General features: G+C 64.9%; 20 protein-coding genes. 14 read left to right on the forward strand and 6 right to left on the reverse strand.

From position 1 onward, the window contains the following. Positions 1-31 precede the first annotated feature (31 nt). The 9 genes from trpA (at position 32) to ispF (ending at position 8,492) form a co-directional block, all read left to right on the forward strand. Positions 32-844, forward strand: a complete 813-nt coding sequence (trpA, locus tag NMQ14_RS15925; RefSeq protein WP_257097673.1) for a tryptophan synthase subunit alpha — start codon at positions 32-34, stop codon at positions 842-844. Then, positions 841-1,710 carry an acetyl-CoA carboxylase, carboxyltransferase subunit beta gene (accD, locus tag NMQ14_RS15930; protein WP_257097674.1) on the forward strand — a complete coding sequence of 290 codons (870 nt, stop codon included), beginning with the start codon at positions 841-843 and terminating at the stop codon, positions 1,708-1,710. The genes trpA and accD overlap by 4 nt, the downstream gene beginning before the upstream one ends. Before the next feature lie 58 nt (positions 1,711-1,768). Beyond that, positions 1,769-3,061, forward strand: a complete 1,293-nt coding sequence (folC, locus tag NMQ14_RS15935) for a bifunctional tetrahydrofolate synthase/dihydrofolate synthase (RefSeq protein ID WP_257097676.1) — start codon at positions 1,769-1,771, stop codon at positions 3,059-3,061. Positions 3,062-3,085: 24 nt separating this feature from the next. Beyond that, complete coding sequence (locus NMQ14_RS15940; protein WP_257097678.1) at positions 3,086-3,733, forward strand: SPOR domain-containing protein; 648 nt, start codon at positions 3,086-3,088, stop codon at positions 3,731-3,733. After that, positions 3,730-4,224, forward strand: coding sequence for a CvpA family protein (locus NMQ14_RS15945; protein ID WP_257081444.1), 495 nt, complete (start codon positions 3,730-3,732; stop codon positions 4,222-4,224). Before NMQ14_RS15940 ends, NMQ14_RS15945 begins: the two co-directional genes overlap by 4 nt. 5 nt (positions 4,225-4,229) lie before the next feature. Then, positions 4,230-5,759, forward strand: a complete 1,530-nt coding sequence (gene purF / locus NMQ14_RS15950; protein ID WP_257097680.1) for an amidophosphoribosyltransferase — start codon at positions 4,230-4,232, stop codon at positions 5,757-5,759. 292 nt (positions 5,760-6,051) lie between these two features. Then, the gene (locus NMQ14_RS15955) at positions 6,052-7,266 is read left to right on the forward strand and encodes an O-succinylhomoserine sulfhydrylase (protein ID WP_257097682.1); all 1,215 of its coding nucleotides are present in this window, start codon (positions 6,052-6,054) and stop codon (positions 7,264-7,266) included. Positions 7,267-7,275: 9 nt separating this feature from the next. Then, the gene (gene ispD / locus NMQ14_RS15960; protein ID WP_257097684.1) at positions 7,276-7,971 is read left to right on the forward strand and encodes a 2-C-methyl-D-erythritol 4-phosphate cytidylyltransferase; all 696 of its coding nucleotides are present in this window, start codon (positions 7,276-7,278) and stop codon (positions 7,969-7,971) included. Beyond that, positions 7,968-8,492 carry a 2-C-methyl-D-erythritol 2,4-cyclodiphosphate synthase gene (gene ispF / locus NMQ14_RS15965; RefSeq protein ID WP_257097686.1) on the forward strand — a complete coding sequence of 175 codons (525 nt, stop codon included), beginning with the start codon at positions 7,968-7,970 and terminating at the stop codon, positions 8,490-8,492. Before ispD ends, ispF begins: the two co-directional genes overlap by 4 nt. Before the next feature lie 256 nt (positions 8,493-8,748). On the opposite strand, the gene NMQ14_RS15970 is transcribed toward ispF, so the two are convergent. From NMQ14_RS15970 to NMQ14_RS15995, 6 genes are all read right to left on the reverse strand, one after another. Continuing rightward, positions 8,749-8,949 (reverse strand): hypothetical protein, encoded by a 201-nt coding sequence (locus tag NMQ14_RS15970; protein ID WP_257097688.1) that lies wholly within the window; start codon positions 8,947-8,949, stop codon positions 8,749-8,751. Positions 8,950-9,489: 540 nt separating this feature from the next. Beyond that, positions 9,490-10,236, reverse strand: coding sequence for an SDR family oxidoreductase (locus NMQ14_RS15975; protein WP_257097691.1), 747 nt, complete (start codon positions 10,234-10,236; stop codon positions 9,490-9,492). A gap of 238 nt (positions 10,237-10,474) precedes the next feature. Then, positions 10,475-11,305 (reverse strand): UDP-2,3-diacylglucosamine diphosphatase, encoded by an 831-nt coding sequence (locus NMQ14_RS15980; RefSeq protein WP_257097693.1) that lies wholly within the window; start codon positions 11,303-11,305, stop codon positions 10,475-10,477. 90 nt (positions 11,306-11,395) lie between these two features. Further along, positions 11,396-12,526, reverse strand: a complete 1,131-nt coding sequence (locus NMQ14_RS15985; protein ID WP_257097695.1) for a hypothetical protein — start codon at positions 12,524-12,526, stop codon at positions 11,396-11,398. A 257-nt stretch (positions 12,527-12,783) separates the two neighbouring features. Continuing rightward, a complete protein-coding gene (locus NMQ14_RS19860) occupies positions 12,784-13,419 on the reverse strand; it encodes an ANTAR domain-containing protein (RefSeq protein ID WP_257097697.1) in 636 nt (211 codons plus the stop codon). Beyond that, a complete protein-coding gene (locus tag NMQ14_RS15995) occupies positions 13,412-14,584 on the reverse strand; it encodes a transporter substrate-binding domain-containing protein (protein WP_257097700.1) in 1,173 nt (390 codons plus the stop codon). The genes NMQ14_RS19860 and NMQ14_RS15995 overlap by 8 nt, the downstream gene beginning before the upstream one ends. Positions 14,585-14,855: 271 nt before the next feature. On the opposite strand from NMQ14_RS15995, the gene NMQ14_RS16000 reads away from it, so the two are divergent. The 5 genes from NMQ14_RS16000 to NMQ14_RS16020 all read left to right on the forward strand — a co-directional run bounded on the left by NMQ14_RS16000 (position 14,856) and on the right by NMQ14_RS16020 (position 19,850). After that, positions 14,856-15,296: a N,N-dimethylformamidase, small subunit gene (locus NMQ14_RS16000; protein ID WP_257081432.1), complete on the forward strand. Its 441-nt coding sequence runs from the start codon at positions 14,856-14,858 to the stop codon at positions 15,294-15,296. Between the two features lie 145 nt (positions 15,297-15,441). Beyond that, entirely contained in the window at positions 15,442-17,838 is a 2,397-nt protein-coding gene (locus NMQ14_RS16005) for a LamG domain-containing protein (RefSeq protein ID WP_257097702.1), read from the forward strand. 78 nt (positions 17,839-17,916) lie between these two features. Further along, positions 17,917-18,861 (forward strand): hypothetical protein, encoded by a 945-nt coding sequence (locus NMQ14_RS16010; protein ID WP_257097703.1) that lies wholly within the window; start codon positions 17,917-17,919, stop codon positions 18,859-18,861. 10 nt (positions 18,862-18,871) lie between these two features. Next, a complete protein-coding gene (locus NMQ14_RS16015) occupies positions 18,872-19,552 on the forward strand; it encodes a tetratricopeptide repeat protein (RefSeq protein WP_257097706.1) in 681 nt (226 codons plus the stop codon). 16 nt (positions 19,553-19,568) lie between these two features. Then, positions 19,569-19,850 (forward strand): hypothetical protein, encoded by a 282-nt coding sequence (locus tag NMQ14_RS16020; RefSeq protein WP_257097707.1) that lies wholly within the window; start codon positions 19,569-19,571, stop codon positions 19,848-19,850. The last annotated feature ends 108 nt before the right edge of the window (positions 19,851-19,958 follow it).

The following is a 19,958-nucleotide window of genomic DNA, read 5'->3' on the forward strand; positions in this document are numbered from 1 at the left end:
GGCGGAAGCCGCCCGGCGACGGTTTCCGAAAATGTCCCGAATCACTCAAACACTGTCCGCGCTGGACGCCGCCGGTCGCAAGGCGCTGATTCCATTCGTCACTGCAGGCGACCCCGACCTGTCGGTCACGGTGCCGCTGATGCACACACTGGTCGAGGCGGGCGCCGACATCATCGAACTCGGGGTGCCTTTTTCCGACCCGATGGCCGATGGTCCGACGATACAGCGCGCATCCGAGCGGGCGTTGCTCAAGAAGGTGTCCCTGCGCCAGGTGATCGCGGCGGTGGCCGAGTTCCGCACCCGCAACACGACGACGCCGGTGGTGCTGATGGGCTATGCCAACCCGATCGAGGCAATGGGTGTCGACGCCTTCGCCGACGCGGCTTCGGCCGCCGGTGCGGATGGCGTGCTGGTCGTCGATTACCCGCCGGAAGAGTCGCGCGAATTCGCCAGGGTGGTGCGCGCGGCCGGGCTGGACGTGATCTTCCTGCTGGCGCCGACCTCGACCGACGCGCGGATCCGCGCCGTCGGCGAAATCGGCAGCGGCTACATCTATTACGTGTCGCTGAAAGGCGTGACCGGCGCCGGCCACATCGACATCGATGCGGTATCGAAGCGCATTCCGCTGATCCGCGACATGGTCGGCCTGCCGGTCGGCGTCGGTTTCGGCGTACGTGACGGCGCCTCGGCGAAGGCGCTGGCTTCCGTGGCCGACGCGGTCGTCATCGGCAGCCGCATCATCGAGGAGATCGAGAACAGCCCGGCAGACGAAATCCTGCCGCGCGTGAAGACTTTGCTGAGCGGCATCCGTGCTGCGATGGACAGCGTCGAGGTGGCGGCATGAGCTGGCTGCAGAAGCTGCTGCCGCCGAAGATCAACCGCAGCGAGACAGCCGGGCGCAAGTCGGTTCCCGAAGGCCTGTGGTCGAAGTGCCCGGCTTGCGAAGCCGTGCTGTACACCGCCGATCTGGCGGCCAATACCGGCGTCTGCCCGAAGTGCAATCACCACTCGCGGGTGCGCGCCCGCGTGCGGCTGGATGCCCTGCTCGACCGTGAAGGCCGCTTCGAGATCGGCGCCGAAGTCATGCCGGTCGATCCGCTGAAATTCCGCGACAGCAAGCGCTACGCCGACCGTCTTAACGCGGCCGCCGACGAAACCGGCGAAGGTGATGCACTGATCGTCATGCAGGGCGCGATCCGGACAGTGCCGGTGGTGGTTGCCTGTTTCGAGTTCGAATTTCTCGGTGGATCAATGGGTTCGGTCGTTGGCGAACGCTTCGTGCGTGGCGTTCGCGTCGCAGTCGAACAGCGCCTTCCCTTCGTCTGCATCGCAGCGAGCGGCGGCGCGCGCATGCAGGAAGGCCTGTTTTCGCTGATGCAGATGGCCAAGACCACCGCTGCGCTGACCCAGCTGGCCCAGCACAGGCTGCCCTTCATTTCGGTGCTGACAGACCCGACCATGGGCGGCGTGTCGGCCAGCTTCGCCTTCATGGGCGACATCGTCATCGCCGAGCCGGGCGCGCTGATCGGTTTCGCCGGCCCGCGCGTGATCGAGCAGACCGTGCGCGAAAAGCTCCCTGAAGGCTTCCAGCGCGCCGAATTCCTGGTCGAGAAGGGCGCTGTCGACATGATCGTCGATCGCCGCGAAATGCCCGACCGCATCGCCGGCCTGCTGTCCGCGCTGCAACGCATGCCGGCTTTGACGTGCTGAACCGGGCCGCTCCGCGACCGCTGCGTCGCCTGACAACCGTGCCCGGCCCGTCGATCACATGCCGCTGACGCTGACCGAGTGGCTGCAGCACCTTGAAAGCCTGCATCCGAAGGTGATCCAGCTCGGGCTGGACCGCGTGCTCAGCGTCAAGGCGGCGCTCGGCATCACGCAGACCATCCCGCTGTTCATCGTTGGCGGCACCAACGGCAAGGGCTCCACCTGTGCGATGCTCGAACGCATCCTGCGCTGCGCCGGCTATCGTGTCGGCACCTACACGTCGCCGCATCTGCTGGCCTACAACGAACGCGTCCGGATCAACGGCGAGCCGGCCAGCGATGACGCCCTGTGCGCCGGATTTGCCGAGGTCGAACAAGCGCGCGGCGACACCGCGCTGACCTATTTCGAGTTCGGCACCCTGGGTGCATGGCAGGTGTTCGAGCGGGCCGACCTTGATGTGATCGTGATGGAAGTGGGGCTGGGCGGCCGTCTTGATGCGGTGAACGCGTTCGATGCCGACTGCGCCATCGTCACCAGCGTCGATCTCGATCACATGGAATATCTCGGTGACACGCGGGAGCTGATAGGCCGCGAGAAGGCCGGCATCTTCCGTGCGGGGCGTCCGGCCATCGTCGGTGATCCGATGCCGCCTGCCACGGTGATCGAGTACGCGCAGGCTATCGGCGCAGTGCTGAAGGTTTCCGGCCGCGATTTCGGTTTTGCCGGTGACCGGCAGCAGTGGGGCTACTGGCGGCGCGAGCCGGAACGGCTGGTCAAGCGTGGCGGGCTGGGCTATCCGGCGCTGCGCGGTGCCAACCAGCTGCTCAATGCATCGGCGGTGATCACGGCGCTGGACGCCATGTCCGACAAGGTTCCGGTATCCGTCGGAGACATCCGGCTCGGGCTGGCCACGGTCGAACTGCCCGGCCGCTTCCAGGTGATGCCCGGCCGTCCGTCGGTCATCTTCGACGTCGCGCACAACCCGCATGCCGCCTCGGTGCTGAACGAAAACCTGTCGAGCATGGGCTTCTACCCGGAAACCTGGGCCGTGCTCGGCATGCTGCGCGACAAGGACATCGCCGGCGTGCTCGACCGGCTCAAGGGGCGCATCGACCACTGGATGCTGTGCGACCTTGGCGGCCCGCGCGGTACGCTGGCCGGTGATATCGCCGAAATGATTGCCGGACAGGGTATTCCGGGCAGTGTGTCGACCTTTGTCAGCCCGGTCGACGCATGGCAGGCCACCCGGGAACGGGTGGGTGCAGATGATAGAATCGTCGTGTTCGGATCCTTCCTCACCGTCGCCGAAGTCATGCGCGAATACGCGCGCTCGCCCCTGCCTTCAAAAGGCTGAACCCACCCGCAGGATGCGCCCGACGTGGCTTCTACCGCACCCGATCTCCAGACTGAATTGCGCAAGCGCGCCCGCCGGCGCCTGCTCGGCGCCATCGCGCTCGCGCTGACCGCGGCCATCGTGCTGCCGGTCGTGATGGACCACGAGCCGCGCGCCCCGGCGCAGGACATTGCAGTGCGCATTCCGCCGCGTGACAGCCTGCCGGCGCTGGCCCAGCCGGTGCGCCCCGAGCCGGCAGATACCGACGTGATGATTCCGCCCGCGCCGCCGGATACCGAATCCACAGCACCAGCGACGACCGGGGCAGCCCCCGTTGCACCGCCCACACCACCCGCGCCGGTTCCCGTGCCACCGAAGTCCGAGCCGCCCAAACCGGCGGCTGCGCCCGCTGCAGCCAGCGAAGCGTCGCGCGTGGCGGCCCTGCTCGATGGCAAGTCGGGGGCCTTCGCACTGCAGCTGGGCGTGTTCAGCGATGCCGCGAATGTGGCCAAGCTCCGGGCGCGTGCGAAGGAACTGGGCTTTCCGACCTTCACCGAACCGGTGAAACTGGAAAACGGCCAGTCCCGGACGCGCGTCAAGGTCGGTCCGTTCCCGACGCGCGCTGCAGCCGAAGCCGCGCAACGCAAGCTTGAAGGTGCCGGCATGCGTTCCATGGTGGCGCCCGCTGCATGACCGTGCTGGACTACATCCTGATCGCCATCGTGGCGGTGTCCACGGCAATCGGGTTGATGCGCGGTCTGGTCAGCGAAGTGATTGCCCTGGCGGCGTGGGTGCTCGCCTTCATCGTCGCCCGACAGTTTGGTGGTGACGTCGCCACGCTGCTGCCGGCCGGCCTGCAGGATCCGGGCTTGCGCATGGTCAGCGGTTTCGCGCTCGCCTTCGTCGCGGTGCTGCTGTTGTGCGGCGTGCTGCGTTGGGTTTTGCGCTCGCTGATCAAGGCGACCGGACTTGATTTTCCCGATCGGGTGCTCGGGGGCTTGTTTGGGCTGGCTCGGGCCGCATTTATACTGCTTCTAATCGTGGTCGGCGCAGCGTTCACGCCCGCCCCCGAACAACCGTGGTGGCGCGCGGCGGCGCTGACGCCGCCGCTGGAAACCGCAGCAATCGCCCTGCGCCCGTGGCTGCCGGATGCAGTGGCAAAGAAGATTCGATTTAAGGCCTGACCATCATGTGCGGAATACTCGGCGTCGTTGCCACCTCTCCCGTCAATCAGCTCCTGTACGACGGACTGCTTGTGCTGCAGCACCGTGGCCAGGACGCGGCCGGCATCGCCACCGCGCAGGGCCAGAAATTCCACATGCACAAGAGTTCCGGGCTGGTGCGCGACGTGTTCCGCACGCGCAACATGCGCACCCTGCTCGGTGACTGGGGCATCGCGCACGTGCGCTACCCGACCGCCGGATCGGCCTACAACGCGGCCGAGGCGCAACCCTTCTACGTCAATTCGCCGTTCGGCATCGTGCTGGCGCACAACGGCAACCTGACGAATTCGGAAGAGCTGAAGGTCGACATGTTCCGCACAGATCTGCGGCACATCAACACCACATCCGATTCCGAAGTGCTGCTGAACGTACTGGCGCACGAAATGATGCAGTCGCTGCGCGAGCGGCCGACCTTCGACGAGCAGACGGTGTTCCGTGCGGTCGCCGGTGTCCATCGCCGCTGTCGTGGGGCGTATGCCGTGGTCGCGATGATCGCCGGCTTCGGCCTGCTGGCGTTCCGCGACCCGTACGGCATCCGCCCGTTGGTCATCGGCACCCACGAGACCGAACAGGGCACCGAATGGCTGGTCGCCTCGGAAAGCGTTGCGCTCGATACGCTGGGCTTCACGCTGCTGCGCGATATCGCGCCGGGTGAAGCCGTGCTGATCTCGCCGGAAGGCACGATGCAGTCGCTGCAATGCGCAGCGCACGCGACCCAGGCGCCCTGTCTGTTCGAATACGTCTATCTGGCGCGCCCTGACTCGCTGATGGATGGCGTGTCGGTTTACGAATCCCGCGTGAAGATGGGTGAATTCCTCGCCCAGAAGATCCAGCGCGACCACGCAGGCCTGCAGATCGACGCCGTCATCCCGATCCCGGATTCGAGCCGCCCGTCGGCGATGGAACTGGCCCGCGTGCTCGACGTGCCATACCGCGAGGGGTTCGTGAAGAACCGCTACATCGGCCGCACCTTCATCATGCCGGGCCAGGCGGTACGCCGTAAGTCGGTGCGCCAGAAGCTCAATGCGATCACGCAGGAGTTCCGCGGCAAGAACGTGCTGCTGGTCGATGACTCGATCGTGCGCGGCACGACCAGCCAGGAAATCGTTGCGATGGCGCGCGAAGCGGGCGCGCTGAAGGTGTACTTCGCGTCGGCTGCGCCGCCGGTGCGTTTCGCCAACGTGTACGGGATCGACATGCCGACGCGCGACGAGTTGATCGCAGCCAACCGCTCCGACGAGGAAATCCGCGTCGCCATCGGTGCCGACGAACTGATCTACCAGACGCTGGACATGCTGAAGGCCTCGATTACCGCCTGCAACCCGTCGATCGAACAATTCGAAACGTCGTGCTTCGACGGCTGCTATGTCACTGGCGACGTGACCGCCGCCTACCTCGACGGCGTCGAAAACCAGCGCAAGGGCGCGCCGCGACAGTCCGAAGACGACAGCGGTCAGCTCGACCTGAATCTGGTCACGTCGGAAGAGAACGCCTGAGCGGGTCTCCGGTTCATGCGCTTTCCCGACATCCGGCTTGACCTGCCCGGCGCACCGGCAGTAATGTCCCGATACGCGCCGATTTGAATCCAGCTTGCGGGCGCGCGGGTCGAGGTCTCGACGAGACATTGGCCCGGACAAATACGGCTAAAGCGGCGAAACGAATGCATTCCCGAACCCGTTTTGCCCTGTCGGCAAAACGGGTTTTTCGTTTGGGGCCCGTGTTTTCGCTTGTCCGTTTTCTGCTTTTTCGATACCTGGTTGCCGGCACTCGCGCCGGCTGGAGCACAGCATGAGCAGTCCTGAACATCCGTCGTCCGCTCGGGCGGCATTCGATCCGGATCAGTACGATCCTGAAACGCTGGCCGTACGCGCCGGCATCGAGCGCAGCCAGTTCGGCGAGCACAGCGAAGCGCTGTACCTGACGTCGAGTTTCGTGTTCAACAACGCCGCCGAGGCGGCGGCGCGCTTTTCCGGGGCCACGCCCGGCAACGTGTACGCGCGGTTCACAAATCCGACCGTCACGATGATGCAGGACCGCCTCGCGGCGCTGGAAGGCGCCGAGGCGTGCGTGGCCACCAGTTCCGGCATGTCGGCCATCCTTTCGATGGTGATGGCGCTGCTCAGGGGCGGCGACCACATCATCGCCTCGCGCAGCATTTTCGGCTCGACCCAGCAGTTGTTCGCCAACTACTTCGAAAAGTTCGGCATTTCGACCACGCTGGTGGATGCGACGGACATTGCGGCCTACCGTGCGGCCGTGCGGCCGACCACCCGTCTGTTCTTCATCGAAACGCCATCGAACCCGCTGACCGAAGTGATCGACATCGCTGCCGTCGCCGAGGTGGCGCATGAGGCGGGGGCGCTGCTGGCGGTCGACAACTGCTTCTGTTCGCCGGCGCTGCAGAAGCCGCTTGAACTAGGGGCCGACATCATCATCCACTCAGCCACCAAGTATCTGGACGGGCAGGGCCGCGTGCTGGGCGGTGCGGTGTGCGGCCGCAAGGCGGAGATGGACGAGGTGCTGCGCTTCCTGCGCACCGCGGGTCCCACGCTGTCGCCGTTCAACGCCTGGATCATCCTCAAGGGGCTGGAAACGCTGGCGATCCGCATGGAAGCGCAGTCGGCAAAAGCGCATGAACTGGCAATCTGGCTTGAGAAGCAGCCTTGGGTTGATCGTGTCTACTACCCCGGACTGCCTTCGCACCCGCAGCATGCGATCGCGATGCGCCAGCAGAAGTCCGGCGCCGCGGTGGTGGCGTTCGAGGTGAAAGGCGGGCGCGACGAGGCATGGAAGTTGATCGATTCGACCCGCATGCTGTCCATTACCGCCAATCTGGGTGACACCAAGACAACGATCACGCACCCGGCGACGACGACGCATGGCCGCATTTCGCAGGAGGCGCGCGATGCCTCGGGCATCAAGGACAGCCTGATCCGCCTCGCGATCGGACTGGAATCGGTTGCCGACATGCAGCGCGACCTGTCGCGCTGGCTGGCGGTTTAGGGGCCGCCCGTGCCGCGCCACATCGCACTCGTTCCCGCCGCCGGCAGCGGCAGTCGATTCGGCGCGCATCTGCCGAAGCAGTATCTGCCGCTGGCCGGCAAGCCGCTGATCCACCATGCGCTGGCCACCCTGTGTGCGCATCCGCGCATCGACCGGGTCGTCGTCGTGCTGTCGCCGGATGATCTGTACTGGCGCGACCACGACTGGTCGGCGCTCGGGCCGAAACTGATGCCGGTGCATTGTGGCGGTGCCAGCCGTGCAGTGTCGGTGCGCAACGGCCTGTCCGAGCTGACCGGCTGGGCGCGGCCCGACGATTGGGTGCTGGTGCATGACGCCGCGCGGCCCTGCCTGAGCGATACGCTGCTCGATAAGCTGATCACCGGACTGGCCGATGATGCGGTGGGCGGCCTGCTCGCCATGCCGGTCGCCGACACGCTCAAGCGCGCCGATGCCCATGGCAGGGTGGAATGCACCGTGCCGCGCGCCGCCATGTGGCAGGCGCAGACACCGCAGATGTTCCGGCTTGCACTGCTGCACGACGCGCTTGAACGTGGCACCGATGTCACCGACGAGGCCTCGGCGATCGAGGCCGCTGGACTGGCGCCGAAACTGGTCGCATCGAGCGCACGCAACATGAAGGTTACCTGGCCGGACGATATGCAACTGGCCGAACTGATCCTGCGCACCGGGGAGACATCGCAATGAGCAGCTTGATGCATTCCGGGCCGCTGCCGTTCCGCATCGGCCAGGGCTTCGACGTCCATCGACTGGTCGATGGCCGCAAATGCATCATCGGCGGCGTCGACATTCCGCATGAGAAGGGCCTGCTCGGCCATTCAGACGCCGATGTGCTGCTGCATGCGATCACCGATGCCCTGCTCGGTGCAGCCGGCCTGGGCGACATCGGCCGGTTGTTCCCGGACACCGATGCGGCCTACGCGGGCGCCGACAGCCGTGAGCTGCTGCGCGAAGCGGTCAGGCGGGTGCGCCTGACCGGCTGGCAGATCGGCAACATCGACGCGACGGTGATCTGCGAACAGCCGAAGATCACGCCGCATGCGGCACAGATGACCGCCCACATCGCCGCCGACTGCGGTATCGCGCCGAACGCAGTGAATGTGAAGGGAAAGACGTCCGAAAAGCTGGGCTACACCGGTCGCGGTGAAGGCATTGCGGCGCAGGCCGTGGCCCTGCTGATTGCGCCACCGCCACCTTCCATGGGGTGACGTTCGAAAGAGGTTTTCAGGCTGAATGCGGCTCGCCGGAATGAAAAACGCCGCCGGCGTGCAATGCGCCGGCGGCGAATGAAGCAGGAAACCTGTCAGCCTGTCTTGTCGAGCAGCGGTCGCAACCATTTTGCGACGCCGCGTCGCCTCAGTACCTCGCGTTGTTCCGGTGTGAGCCGGATGGTGACAGGTACCGTCGGATCAACGGGTTTTCGGCCGGCACCGACACGGGTGCCGCCGTGCGGTGACCGCGACATCACTTCCGATCGAAGGTCGGAGACTTTTCCGGAACCACGTGGGTGAGATCCCCTTCGCCGATGAGGTAATGATCGGTGCGCTTCGCCGAACGATTGTCGACCACTCCGAATGTCTTGTTGCTGTGGTGGTTGTACATCGTCGACATCTGTGCCGCCTTGCCGCTGTTGAAAAGAGCCTTCGCCTGATCCAGTGTGAGCATTGTCATAACCAACCTCCGTTGAAATGTCTGTGACGTGAGCCTTGAATAGAAACTGAGTGCAACCTTTGACCACTGGTGATTCCGGTTACGCCGTCAGCGCTGTATCGCACGCGGCTTTTCTTGTGTCCCTTGGGCCCCGCTACCTGCACTCCTTGGGTTGATTCAGCCTGCGACATGCTGGCTGTCAGATTCAAAGTAAGACATCAATCAAGCCGTTTCAAGAACTTTTTGGAACTGTTTTCTCGAGTTAAAACAATATGTTGAAGAATATTCCTTCTGCGGTGCAACATCTGCTGCAGTCGGCTCGACCGCTGCCGGCGGCGCACCGTCCGCAAAGGTGCGCCGGCATTGCCTGTCATGAGATTCTTCATTGCCAGCAAAAGATTAGCGCGATAAGTTGTCGTGAGTGCCTTGATACGGGCGGGTCTGCCTGGATTGTTTCGGGTGAACAGGGGCTGTTGCGACGCGTCATCTAAGCAAGGGCTCCGCGACCGGTCGCAGGGCGCTTTTCGACGGGTCGATCTGTCGGACGGAGCCGGTTCAGCGCCCGCCGCTGACGTCCAGCAGTGCGCCGGTGGTGTAGGAAGCGTCGTCCGACAGCAACCACAGGACGGCGCGCGCCACTTCTTCCGGCTCGCCGCCACGCTGCAGCGGCACCGAGGATTTCACCCGGTTCACCCGATCGGGTTCGCCGCCGGCGGCGTGGATGTCCGTGTGGATGACGCCGGGTCGAACCGCATTCACGCGGATGCCATCAGCGGCCACTTCCTTTGCCAGACCGATGGTGAAAGTATCGATGGCACCCTTCGACGCAGCGTAGTCGACATACTCATCGGGCGAGCCAAGCCGGGCCGCTGCCGACGACACATTCACGATGGCGCCGCCGGCACCGCCATGACGGCGCGACATGCGGCGCACCGCTTCGCGTGCGCACAGCATGCTGCCGATCACATTGGTTGCGAATATGCGGGTCAGCCGCGCAGCACTCATGTTTTCGACCCGGCTCTGCGCTTCGAGCATGCCGGCGTTGTTCACCAGCGCCGACAGACGGCCGAACGCGCTGTCGACGTCGCGGAACAGTCGCTCGACGTCCGCCTCGATGCTGACGTCGGCCGCCAGTGCGAGCGCCGTGCCGCCTGCACTGGTGATTTCGCGGGTGAGGGCTTCGGCGGCGTCGCGCTGCTGCAAGTAGCTGACTACCACCGCGTCGCCCTGCGCGGCGGCCAGACGCGCAGTCGCGGCGCCGATGCCGCGACTGCCGCCGGTGATCAGGATGATTCGGTTCATGCTGAAGAAACAGGCTGGAGATGTCAGTGCCCGGGACGCCGAGGTGGTGTCCGGCAGATGACCTTATCGCGATTGTAGCCGGCCGGCCAGCTGGCGCGACGTGGCCGCCCGCACCCGGGAAGCAACGGCGCGGCAGGACCCCGATTCAAGCGCTGTGCAGAGAAAACGTCCGAAAGGCTGGCGAAGGCGCGTGGGACTGCAGATGGCGTCATTGACTGGAGGCGTCGAATGACCCCGGTCAGTGACCCATCACTTCCTCAGCGACCGGCAGCGTCATACGCGCACCCGGGGTGCGCAGGAACTCGCCCCAGTCGATGATGGCAAACCGGCCGTCGGCGTGTTCGACGATGGCGGTGCAGCTGTCCACCCAGTCCCCGCAGTTCATGTAGACGAGCCCGTCGAGGGTGCGCTGTGCGACCGCATGGATGTGGCCGCAGATGACGCCATCGACGCCACGGCTGCGCGCTTCGTGCATGACCGAGTCCTCGAAGTCATAGATGAAACTCACCGCGCTCTTCACCTTGCGCTTGGCGTAGCCGGCCAGTGACCAGTAGCCGGCGATGCCGAGCCGCCGGCGCACGCGCGACATCCATGCATTGATCCGCACAAGCCCGTTGTAGGCCACGTCGCCGAGCAGCGCGACCCAACGATGATGGCGCGTCACCTGGTCGAAGTCGTCTCCATGCACCAGCCAGTAGCGCTTGCCGTCCGCGGCGACATGGATGTGATCGAGCCGGACCGCAATGTCGCCGAACACCGTACCGGCATATTCGCGCAGCGCCTCGTCGTGATTACCCGGGACGAAGACGACCTGCGTGCCCTTGCGCGCACGCCGCAACACCTTCTGCACCACGGTGTTTTGCGCCGGCGTCCAGTGGATCGAGCGGCTCATCGACCAGAAGTCGATGATGTCGCCGATCAGATAGAGGTAATCGGATTCGTAGTGGCGCAGGAAGTCGAGCAGTGCGTCGGCCTGACAGCCGCGCGTACCCAGATGGATGTCGGACAGGAACAGTGCGCGCACGCGCTGGGGCGCGATTTCGTCGGCAGGGAGATCGGAAACATTCACCGCCCGGATTCAAGCCTGCCCGTGTGACAGCGCAGTGACGCGCGTGCGAAGAATTGGCGGCACGGCAGGTGCCGCACCGCCGGCGGGGGGTCAGTACATCAATTGCAGCCCGAGGATGAAGCGGTTGCGCGTGCGCGTGCCGTCGCTGCCCAGTTCCGAGTACAGCGCGCTGAGCCGCGCGTTGTGGCCGGCAATCACGTAGTTCAGCCCGATGTCCCACTGGTCGTTGCGCGCGCCGCTGTCCGGCCGGAATTCCTGAAAGCGCACGAGGGGCTCGAGTCTTCCGATGCCGATCGGTTTCGGAAACAGCCAGGCTGCGGTGATCAGGTAAGCCTCACCTGCGGTTGCACCGCCGCAGTTGGTGACCCGGCTGCAGCCCGGGTCGGCCGGCGAAAGGTCGGCTACGCCATCGGTATCGTAGTCGTACCAGGCGCCTTCCAGAGTCAGCACATCACCGCCTTGCAGACGCGTCTGCATGAGCGCGTCCAGGCTCCACGCGGTGTAGTCGCCGCGCGTCAGCGCAGTGCCTACGCCGTCCTTCTGCGTCCGCCAGGCGACGCCGACCGTCAGCACTTCCTTTTCACCGTAATAATGATTGCTGTTGAAATACTCGGATTCGCGGTCGCGGAAGCTCCACGCGAAGCGGGTCGCGTACAGCAGTTGGTGCGACGCGTTCGACATATCCTCGCCGCGGTTTTTCCCCTGGAACGCGCCGACCATGTACTGCAACCGCCGGTCGAACACGCTGCCCCAGAGCGTTGCGCCATCATCGCGGCCGGTGTAGGCGTTAGGGTTGCGCGACACCATCGGGTATTCCCACACATTGGCGAAGTAGGGCCCCGCCATCTGCTGACGGTCACCCGGCACGACATGGCGGCCGACCCACAGGTTGATGTTGTCGGTGAGGATGAACTGGCCGACCAGATCGAGCAGCCGCATCGACTCACCCGACAGGCGCGCGAAGTTGGTCATCAGTCCGATCTGTTTCGTGAACTTCGCGACCGTGATGATGCGGAAGGAATCGAGCCGCAGGTCGTTGTCGTGCGACCCGTCGGCCTGTTCGGCGCTCGTGTAGGCGGCGCTTGACCAGACGCCAAGCGTCAGCGAACTGTCGCCCGGTCCGGTGAAGGTCGGACCGGCGAAGGCATTGCCCGCGGCGACACCGGCGGCGAGCGTGAAGGCGAGCGGCCCGCATCGCAGGCGGGAAATCCTCTTCGTCATGGGGTGAGTGTCCTTTGGTGTGCAGTGGCTCGGTACGGGCCCCGGTCTTTGCCAGGTGTCCGCTTGATGCAACCGACCATGCCCCATCCTGGGGCGGACAGGGGCAGCCGGGTCATGCGCGGCGCATTGTGCACCAAAATGGTGCAATGAGGTCGGGTGGCGCCAGGGGATATCCCGCGCCACCGCGCGTGCGGAAACGAAAAGGGCGTGCTCGCGCACGCCCTCCGGTACCGAGGATGCGCCCGCAGGCGCCTGGCTTAACCGGTCGGTCCCGACAGGATGGAATTGGCGTGGATGATGGCGCGTGCGATTTCCTCGGTCGGCACGCGGCGGCTCATCGCCTGCTCGCGGATGATGCGGTAGGCCTCGCTGTCGCCGACATTGCGCGTGCGCATCAGGATGGACTTCGCTTCGTTGATCTGGTTGATGCCCAGCAGCTTCTGCTCGAGCCGGAGCACGCGCTTCTCGGCCTTGCGCATCGCTTCGTTCAGACCCACCGTGAGCACCAGCGTCGACAGGATGCCGGTCGAGCGGATCGGCGCCGTGAGCACACCTGTCGCACCCAACTTGATCATGGCATCGAAGATGGTCGGGTTTTCGTAGCTGATGATGGCAATCACCGCGGGCGGCTGTTCCTGACGGACCCAGTTGAACGACATGCCCATGACATCATGGTCGACGGCACAGAACACCAGGTCCACGTTGTCCGGCAGATCGGGCACCGGTGGCCAGAAGGTCTGCACCTGGCAGCCGATGCGCTGCAACTGCTGGGTCAGGGTTTCGCCGTCCTCGTCATTCGGGTGCAGCACGGCGACGCGCAGGCTGCGCAACTGCCTGAGGAATTCCGGTGTGAGCCGCGCACCGCGGCTGGTGGGGCGCGCCGGGCTACTCACGGCGGGTCTGCTCGTCGGCAGGCACGCGCAGGCGATTGCTCCAGTCGTCGAATGAATGACTGACCAGATAGGGATCGGGTTCGACGCCCGAAAGCGTTTCCGCGAGTATCGTGAATTGCCCGCTGTCGTTGACGCGGCCTATGCGCGGGAAAAGTCGCGTGTGGTGATTGCTCGGATTGACCCGGATGCGGCCCTGCGGCGCATCGAATTCCATGCCCAGCAGGTGCGGCAGCAGCACATCGCGTTCATCGCTGTTGGCGGCGACGAAGGCACCGGCAAACAGGTGTACCTGGTTGTACGACGATTCCCAGCTCATGTTGGGCTCGACCTGCGAACCGAAAAGCTTGCGGAAGTGCGCCAGGCAGCTGCGGTTGCGTTCGGTGTCGATCGACTGGAAATAGGGGCCCGCCGTGTAGTGACCTTCTGCGATGCGCGTGCCCATTTCGGCGATTTCCTCTTCGCTGGTGCACAGGCTGGCGATGGGCATGCGCGCCGGATCAAGACCTGCATCGGCGAAGGCCTGATAGAACATCCGGGTCGTCCGTCCGACGACGGTCGAGAAGATGAAATCCGGCTGCTTGGCCTGGATGTCCTTGATGATGGGCGCGAAGGCGCTTTCCTGCGCGTCCAGCCGGACGTAACGCTCGCCCAGCTTCGCGCCGCCGTGTCGCTGGTGTACGAAGTCACTCATGATGCGGTTCGACTCGTACGGAAAGATGTAGTCGCTGCCCACCATGTAGACCCGCGCACCGAAGCGGCTCGCCATGTAGTCGGCCAGCAGCGCGCTGTTCTGGTTCGGTGCGCCGCCGGTGTAGATCACGTTGCCGGAAAACTCGAAGCCTTCGTACATCGTCGGGCAGAACAGCAGGCGGTTCCACTTCTCGACCACCGGAAGTATCGCCTTGCGCGTGCTCGACATGTAGCAGCCGAAGATGACATTCACCTTGTCTTCAAGCACCAGCCGCGTGGCGAGTGACTTGAACATCTGCGGGCTGGAGTGCGGGTCGTAGTACACCGGCACGAGTTCGCGGCCGTTCAGGCCGCCGGCATCGTTGATTTCTCGTATTGCGAAGAGCGTGCCGAGCAGCATCGAATTTTCGATGCGCGAGGTCACACCCTCGCGCGAAAACAGGACGCCGACCTTGACCGGATCGGAGTTGGACACAGGACAGTGAAAGCGGAGAACGAAAAACGAAATTGATACTAACAGAGCTTGACGCGGTGCAGCGGGCGTGACTAGTATTGACTCATCTCTTCACATCGCCAGCACTGCCGATGTGAGGCAAGGCAAAAGGGCCTGCTCGAATCTCCGGATTCGGCAGGCCCTTTTTTTTTTGCGTCTTTTGTCTTGCCGCGCTGCAACAGATTTGCTGCGGCGTCGAGGGATTGATGATCGGCTTTCCATCCAATTTCCGTGTTCTGAAGGAGTCTGACCGATGATTTCGATACCGAAGAAAGGCACGCCGGAGCGCGATCGCCTGATCCGGGAGCATCTGGAGTGCGTGCAGTCGATGGCCGGCGTCGCGGGTTTTTCGGTGCTCAAGTGCGCCACGCCGGGCGACACCACCGTCATCGGCGGCGGCGTGCATGAAGACCCGCTGCTCAAGCGCGTGCTGCTGCGCATGCGGGGTACCTCGACGAAAGGCAAGCTGGTCGTGATCTGCACCCGTATCGATGCCGAGTGGCGCATCGGGCGCTTGTCCGGCATCCGCGGCGTGCCGCCGGTATTCGCCACCGACGATGTCTACACCAGCGAACAGGACATCCAGCACGCCATCTTCCTGATGCGCCTCGATGAAATGCCCGAGTCCGACGGATTCCCGGAGCATTACCACGAAGGCTACAAGCGCCGCGACGACAACTGGCCGGTCACCTGATACCGCGCCTGTCGCGCCGACAGCCACTCAGCCGACAACTCAGCCAGCGACCCCGGCATCGACGCCCGGGCACGCACTTCCCGCAAATTCAAGCAACGCATCCGGACCCCCGGAGGGCGGCGCTCGACCAGGAGAGACGAACACCATGTGTGCAATGCGACTGACCGGATATGCCGACAAGTTCGGCGTCCATCCGGGCGACACGATCAGGTTCTACGTCAATTGCGACGGTCCCGCGAAGTACCGGGCGTCCGTCGTGCAGATGATCAACGGCGATACCAACCCGCGCGGTCCGGGTTTCATCGAGAAGGCGGTGGAGGCGGACTGCGAAGGCATGTATGACGGCATCAAGCAGGTCGTCTACGGCGGTTCGTACGGCTTCGTGCCTGACGCACCGCAACTCAAGCCGGACAGTTTTACGCTGCAGTGCTGGATCTGGCCGACCACGCCCAAAACCGACAAGCGCTACTGGAAGCACGGTGCTCAGGGCCTGGTGACCAAGTGGTCGGGCGGCAAGGGTTACGGCCTGTTCATCAATACCGACGGCTGTGTCGAACTGCGCATCAATGGCGAAACGTACACGAACGGTGCGCCGTTGCGCGACCACGCCTGGCACTTCATCGCAGCCAGCTTCGACGCGCTGACCGGCGAAGTGGTGCTGCATCACGAGCCGCAGGTGGTCTATGCGCTGGACCCGGAGATTCCGCCGGTCAAGGCGACCTTCAAGGGCAAGGTGGAACACACCGACCAGCCGCTGGTGATCGCCGGCTACGTCGATCATGTCGAACCGGGCCCGCTGGGGCTGCCGTCACTGCCTCAGGGCGTCATCGTCGGCGGTCACTACAACGGCAAGATCGACAGCCCGCGTCTGTGCAACCGCGCCCTGTCGCGCTTCGAGATCGAAATGATGAAGGGCGGCGCGCAGCCGGGCCTGACCGAACGCCGCAACGCCGGTCCGACCGGCGCGCTGTCTGAAGCCATCGTGGCCGCCTGGGATTTTTCCGATGGCATCGACACGCTGGTGGCGAAGGACGCCGGCCCGTACCGCTTCAACGCCACGCTCGTGAATTGCCCGACGCGCGCGCTGACCGGCTACAACTGGGCCGGCCAGACCTTCGACTGGAAGGTGTCGCCGAAGGAATACGGGGCCATCCACTTCCACGACGACGACCTCGACAACGCACGCTGGGAGGTGAGTTTCGAGTGGACGGTGCCGACCGGCATCAAGAGCCGCTTCTACGCCGCCAAGCTGACCACGCCCGAGGGCGACGAGGACTACATCCCGTTCTGGATCGTGCCGAAGATCGGCCAGGAACAGTCGAAGATCGCGGTCATGGTGCCCACGATCAGCTACATGGCCTACGCGAACGAACACGTGGCGTGCAACGCCGGTGGCGCGGAACTGTTCATCTATCGCGTACCCATCATGCAGCAGCAGAACATGTTCCTCGCCGAGCACCGCGAGTACGGCGGTTCGATCTACGACACCCACACCGACGGCAGCGGCATCTGCCTGTCGTCGCGGCTGCGCCCCATCCTGAGCATCCGTCCCAAGTACGATCACTTCCTGGCCCAGGCGCCGTGGCAGTACCCGGCCGACCTGCACCTGATCTGCTGGCTCGAGCAGATGGGCTACGAGTACGACGTATTCACCGACGAGGACGCGACCTACGACGGCCTGGCCCGGCTGGAGAACTACAACGTCATCATCACCGGCTCGCACCCGGAGCACAACTCGGGCACCCAGCTCGACGCCCTGCACAATTACACGCAGCGCGGCGGTCGCCTGATGTACATGGGGGCCGACGCATGGTACTGGGTGCATTCGTTCCACCCGGCCTACGACGGTCTGGGCCGCGGCGTGGTGACCGAGATGCGCCGCTGCGAATCCGGCATCCGCACCTGGCGCGCCGATCCGGGGGAGTACTACCACCAGGGCACCGGTGAGCTTGGCGGCATGTGGCGTTATCGCGGCCGCTATCTCCACTCGGTGGCCGGGACCGGCATGTCGTCCGAAGGTTTCGACATTTCGTCCTACTTCACGCGGACGCCGGAAAGTCTGGATCCGCGCGTGAGCTGGGCGTTCGACGGCATCACCTACGAAGAGAACCTGGGCAACTTCGGTCTGGTCGGCGGTGGCGCGGCCGGTCTGGAACTGGACATCGTCGACACCATGCTCGGTTCGCCGCCGCACATCCTCACCGTCGCCACGTCGGCCGGCCGCCATACCGAGGCCTACCTGCTGGTCATGGAGGATTTTGGCTTCAACCAGCAAGGTCTGGACGGCACCGTGCATCCGCGAGTGCGTGCCGACGTGACCTTCCACGAGACCCCGAACGGCGGCGGCTGCTTCGCGTTCAGCTCGATCGCCTACTGCGGTTCGTTGCCGTGGAACAACTGCGACAACAACATTTCGCGCCTGACCAGGAACGTGCTCGACCGCTTCATGCAGGACGGCCCGCTGCCGGCAGCGCCGAAGGAAGCGTTCAAGCACCGCGGTCGCGCGGATTACGAGTCGCCGGCACTGGCGTCATCTACCTGAGCCCCGCAAGCCTGCCCGCCGCGGTAACAGTGGGCAGGCGCGCGCCAACAATACGAACCTGTCGAGGAAGGAGGCTGCATGCTGGATGAAATGATTCGACCGGTCGCGCTGGATGCCTCGGCGTTTCGGTCGCTGCGCATCGCCCGGCGCGAAGACGAGGCGATCTGGACGCGCGACTGGGTGTGTGTCGGAACGACGCATGAACTGGCGGGCGTCGGTGACCTGTTGCCGTTCACCGCGGGCGATCACGCCATCCACATCCAGAGGATGGCGGGCGACGTCCTCGCAGGTCGATTCAACAAGGCGCAGCACGGCGGTTGCCGTGTGGTGCCGGTGCAATGCCAGCAGGGCACGAAGACACCGTGCTCGTTCACGTCGTGCGGACACAGCCGCGACCGGCCGGTCATTGCGGCGTCGGAACTGGGCGATGCGACGCCTGAAATGCACCAGTATCTCGGTCTTCGACCGGAGCGCCTGCTGCCGGTCCGCGTCGACCGGATCGGGCCGCTGCTGTGCGTCAATCTCGATCCGCACGGCGAGCCGATCACCGACACGGCCAGATCGGTGCAGACCGCAGTTCCGGCGCTTTCGCGGCTGGACATGCCGCTGCAGGGCAGTCACTGGCAGGAGGTCGACGGCAACTGGAAGCGCGTGGCTCAGCGTCTGCTCGCCGCGCAACAGCTGCCCCATGCCTTCGCCGGCTCGGTACTGGTGGCTGACACCACCCTGGCCGGCCTGCCGGCCAGGGCGCTCTGGCTTTTTCCGAATCTTGTTCTGCTGGCGCTGCAGCACACCGTTTGTGCCGTCGTGCTGCAACCGGTGGCGCTGACGCGCACGCTGTGCCGCATCACCGTGCTGGGTGACGACACGCTGCCCTTGAGCGACTGGCGGGCGCTGATCGGCGAACGCCTGTCGGAGGCTACGCCAGATGCGCCGACCCGGGCCGACGCTGCCGTCGCGTCCTGGCTGGCGCACGAAATGACACGTCGCCTCGATACCCTGGACCTTGCAACGCACCTATGAAGGACATGCCATGAACACGTCGTTACGACCCGTCGATGCAGCCGTCGCGGCCTATCGCGAAGGCCAGCTTACCGACGCCCACGCACGCTTTTCGGTGCTGGCCCAGGCGGGAGATCCGGAGGCCCAGGCCTGGATCGGTTCGCTGCATGCCAATGGCGAAGGGGTGCCGGCCGATCTCGAAGCGGCTTTTGCGTGGTATCTGCGCGCGGCCGAGCAGGATCACGTTCCGGCGCAGACGAATGTCGGCGCCATGCTCGTCATGGGGCAGGGCACCGCAGCCGATCCGGTTGCCGGGCTGCACTGGCTGACCCGAGCCGCACAGGCTGGCGACGCGATGGCGCAGAGCAATCTCGCCACGCTCCACTTCAAGGGTGACCGTGTGCCGCACGATGAAGCGGCCGCCGCGCACTGGTATCGGCGCGCGGCCGAACAGGGTCATTACCCTTCGCAGGCGCGACTGGGTTTCATGTACGCAAACGGACTCGGTGTGGAGAAGGACCGCGCGCAGGCCTTCGCCTGGCTTTCGCTCGCCGCGCAGCACGGCGTCGGCACAGCGTTGAATGCGCTCGAAGGCATCGTCGGCCAGATGTCGGTGGAAGAGAAGCACCGGGGGGCGGCGCAGTTCGACCAATGGCGGACGCGCACGGCCGCGGTGTCATCGCCTGCGCGACTGGTGCCGGTTCCGGGGTGAGGCGATGACCTTCAGCGTGCAGCAGATCAAGTTCGAGTGCCTCAGCTACATCAAGGAATTCGGCGCGAAGACGGAGGAATGGGCGATCGGCATGGTGGACGACGCCGAACAGGCGCTGTTCTCGGTCTGCGGTGTCGACAGCCGGGATGACATCTGGCTCTGGAAGCCGACGTTGTCGCCGGCCGCGGCCCGTACCGTCGTCGACTTCATGGTGGCCCGGCATCGGCTTCATCCGGTCGCCGGCTTCGAGGCCGGGCAGCAGGGGCGCTGCATCTTCATGTACCGGATGCGCCGCTGAAGGCATGCCCGCAGCGCCGAGCCGGGGGAGTCGGGACCCGGCGGATCACCCCTGCGCGGGTGATGCATTGCAGCAAAACGGATGCGAATTTTGAGCCGTTAATTTACT

Origin of the sequence: Methyloversatilis sp. XJ19-13 (assembly GCF_024580155.1) — a bacterium.
Lineage (GTDB): Bacteria > Pseudomonadota > Gammaproteobacteria > Burkholderiales > Rhodocyclaceae > Methyloversatilis.

Bases quoted from the DNA above. Each gene is read 5' to 3' on its own strand.
- trpA (WP_257097673.1), top strand. From the start codon at position 32: ATGTCCCGAATCACTCAAACACTGTCCGCGCTGGACGCCGCCGGTCGC.
- accD (WP_257097674.1), top strand. From the start codon at position 841: ATGAGCTGGCTGCAGAAGCTGCTGCCGCCGAAGATCAACCGCAGCGAG.
- folC (WP_257097676.1), top strand. From the start codon at position 1,769: ATGCCGCTGACGCTGACCGAGTGGCTGCAGCACCTTGAAAGCCTGCAT.
- NMQ14_RS15945 (WP_257081444.1), top strand. From the start codon at position 3,730: ATGACCGTGCTGGACTACATCCTGATCGCCATCGTGGCGGTGTCCACG.
- purF (WP_257097680.1), top strand. From the start codon at position 4,230: ATGTGCGGAATACTCGGCGTCGTTGCCACCTCTCCCGTCAATCAGCTC.
- NMQ14_RS15955 (WP_257097682.1), top strand. From the start codon at position 6,052: ATGAGCAGTCCTGAACATCCGTCGTCCGCTCGGGCGGCATTCGATCCG.
- ispF (WP_257097686.1), top strand. From the start codon at position 7,968: ATGAGCAGCTTGATGCATTCCGGGCCGCTGCCGTTCCGCATCGGCCAG.
- NMQ14_RS15970 (WP_257097688.1), bottom strand. From the start codon at position 8,949: ATGCTCACACTGGATCAGGCGAAGGCTCTTTTCAACAGCGGCAAGGCG.
- NMQ14_RS15975 (WP_257097691.1), bottom strand. From the start codon at position 10,236: ATGAACCGAATCATCCTGATCACCGGCGGCAGTCGCGGCATCGGCGCC.
- NMQ14_RS15985 (WP_257097695.1), bottom strand. From the start codon at position 12,526: ATGACGAAGAGGATTTCCCGCCTGCGATGCGGGCCGCTCGCCTTCACG.
- NMQ14_RS16000 (WP_257081432.1), top strand. From the start codon at position 14,856: ATGATTTCGATACCGAAGAAAGGCACGCCGGAGCGCGATCGCCTGATC.
- NMQ14_RS16005 (WP_257097702.1), top strand. From the start codon at position 15,442: ATGTGTGCAATGCGACTGACCGGATATGCCGACAAGTTCGGCGTCCAT.
- NMQ14_RS16010 (WP_257097703.1), top strand. From the start codon at position 17,917: ATGCTGGATGAAATGATTCGACCGGTCGCGCTGGATGCCTCGGCGTTT.
- NMQ14_RS16015 (WP_257097706.1), top strand. From the start codon at position 18,872: ATGAACACGTCGTTACGACCCGTCGATGCAGCCGTCGCGGCCTATCGC.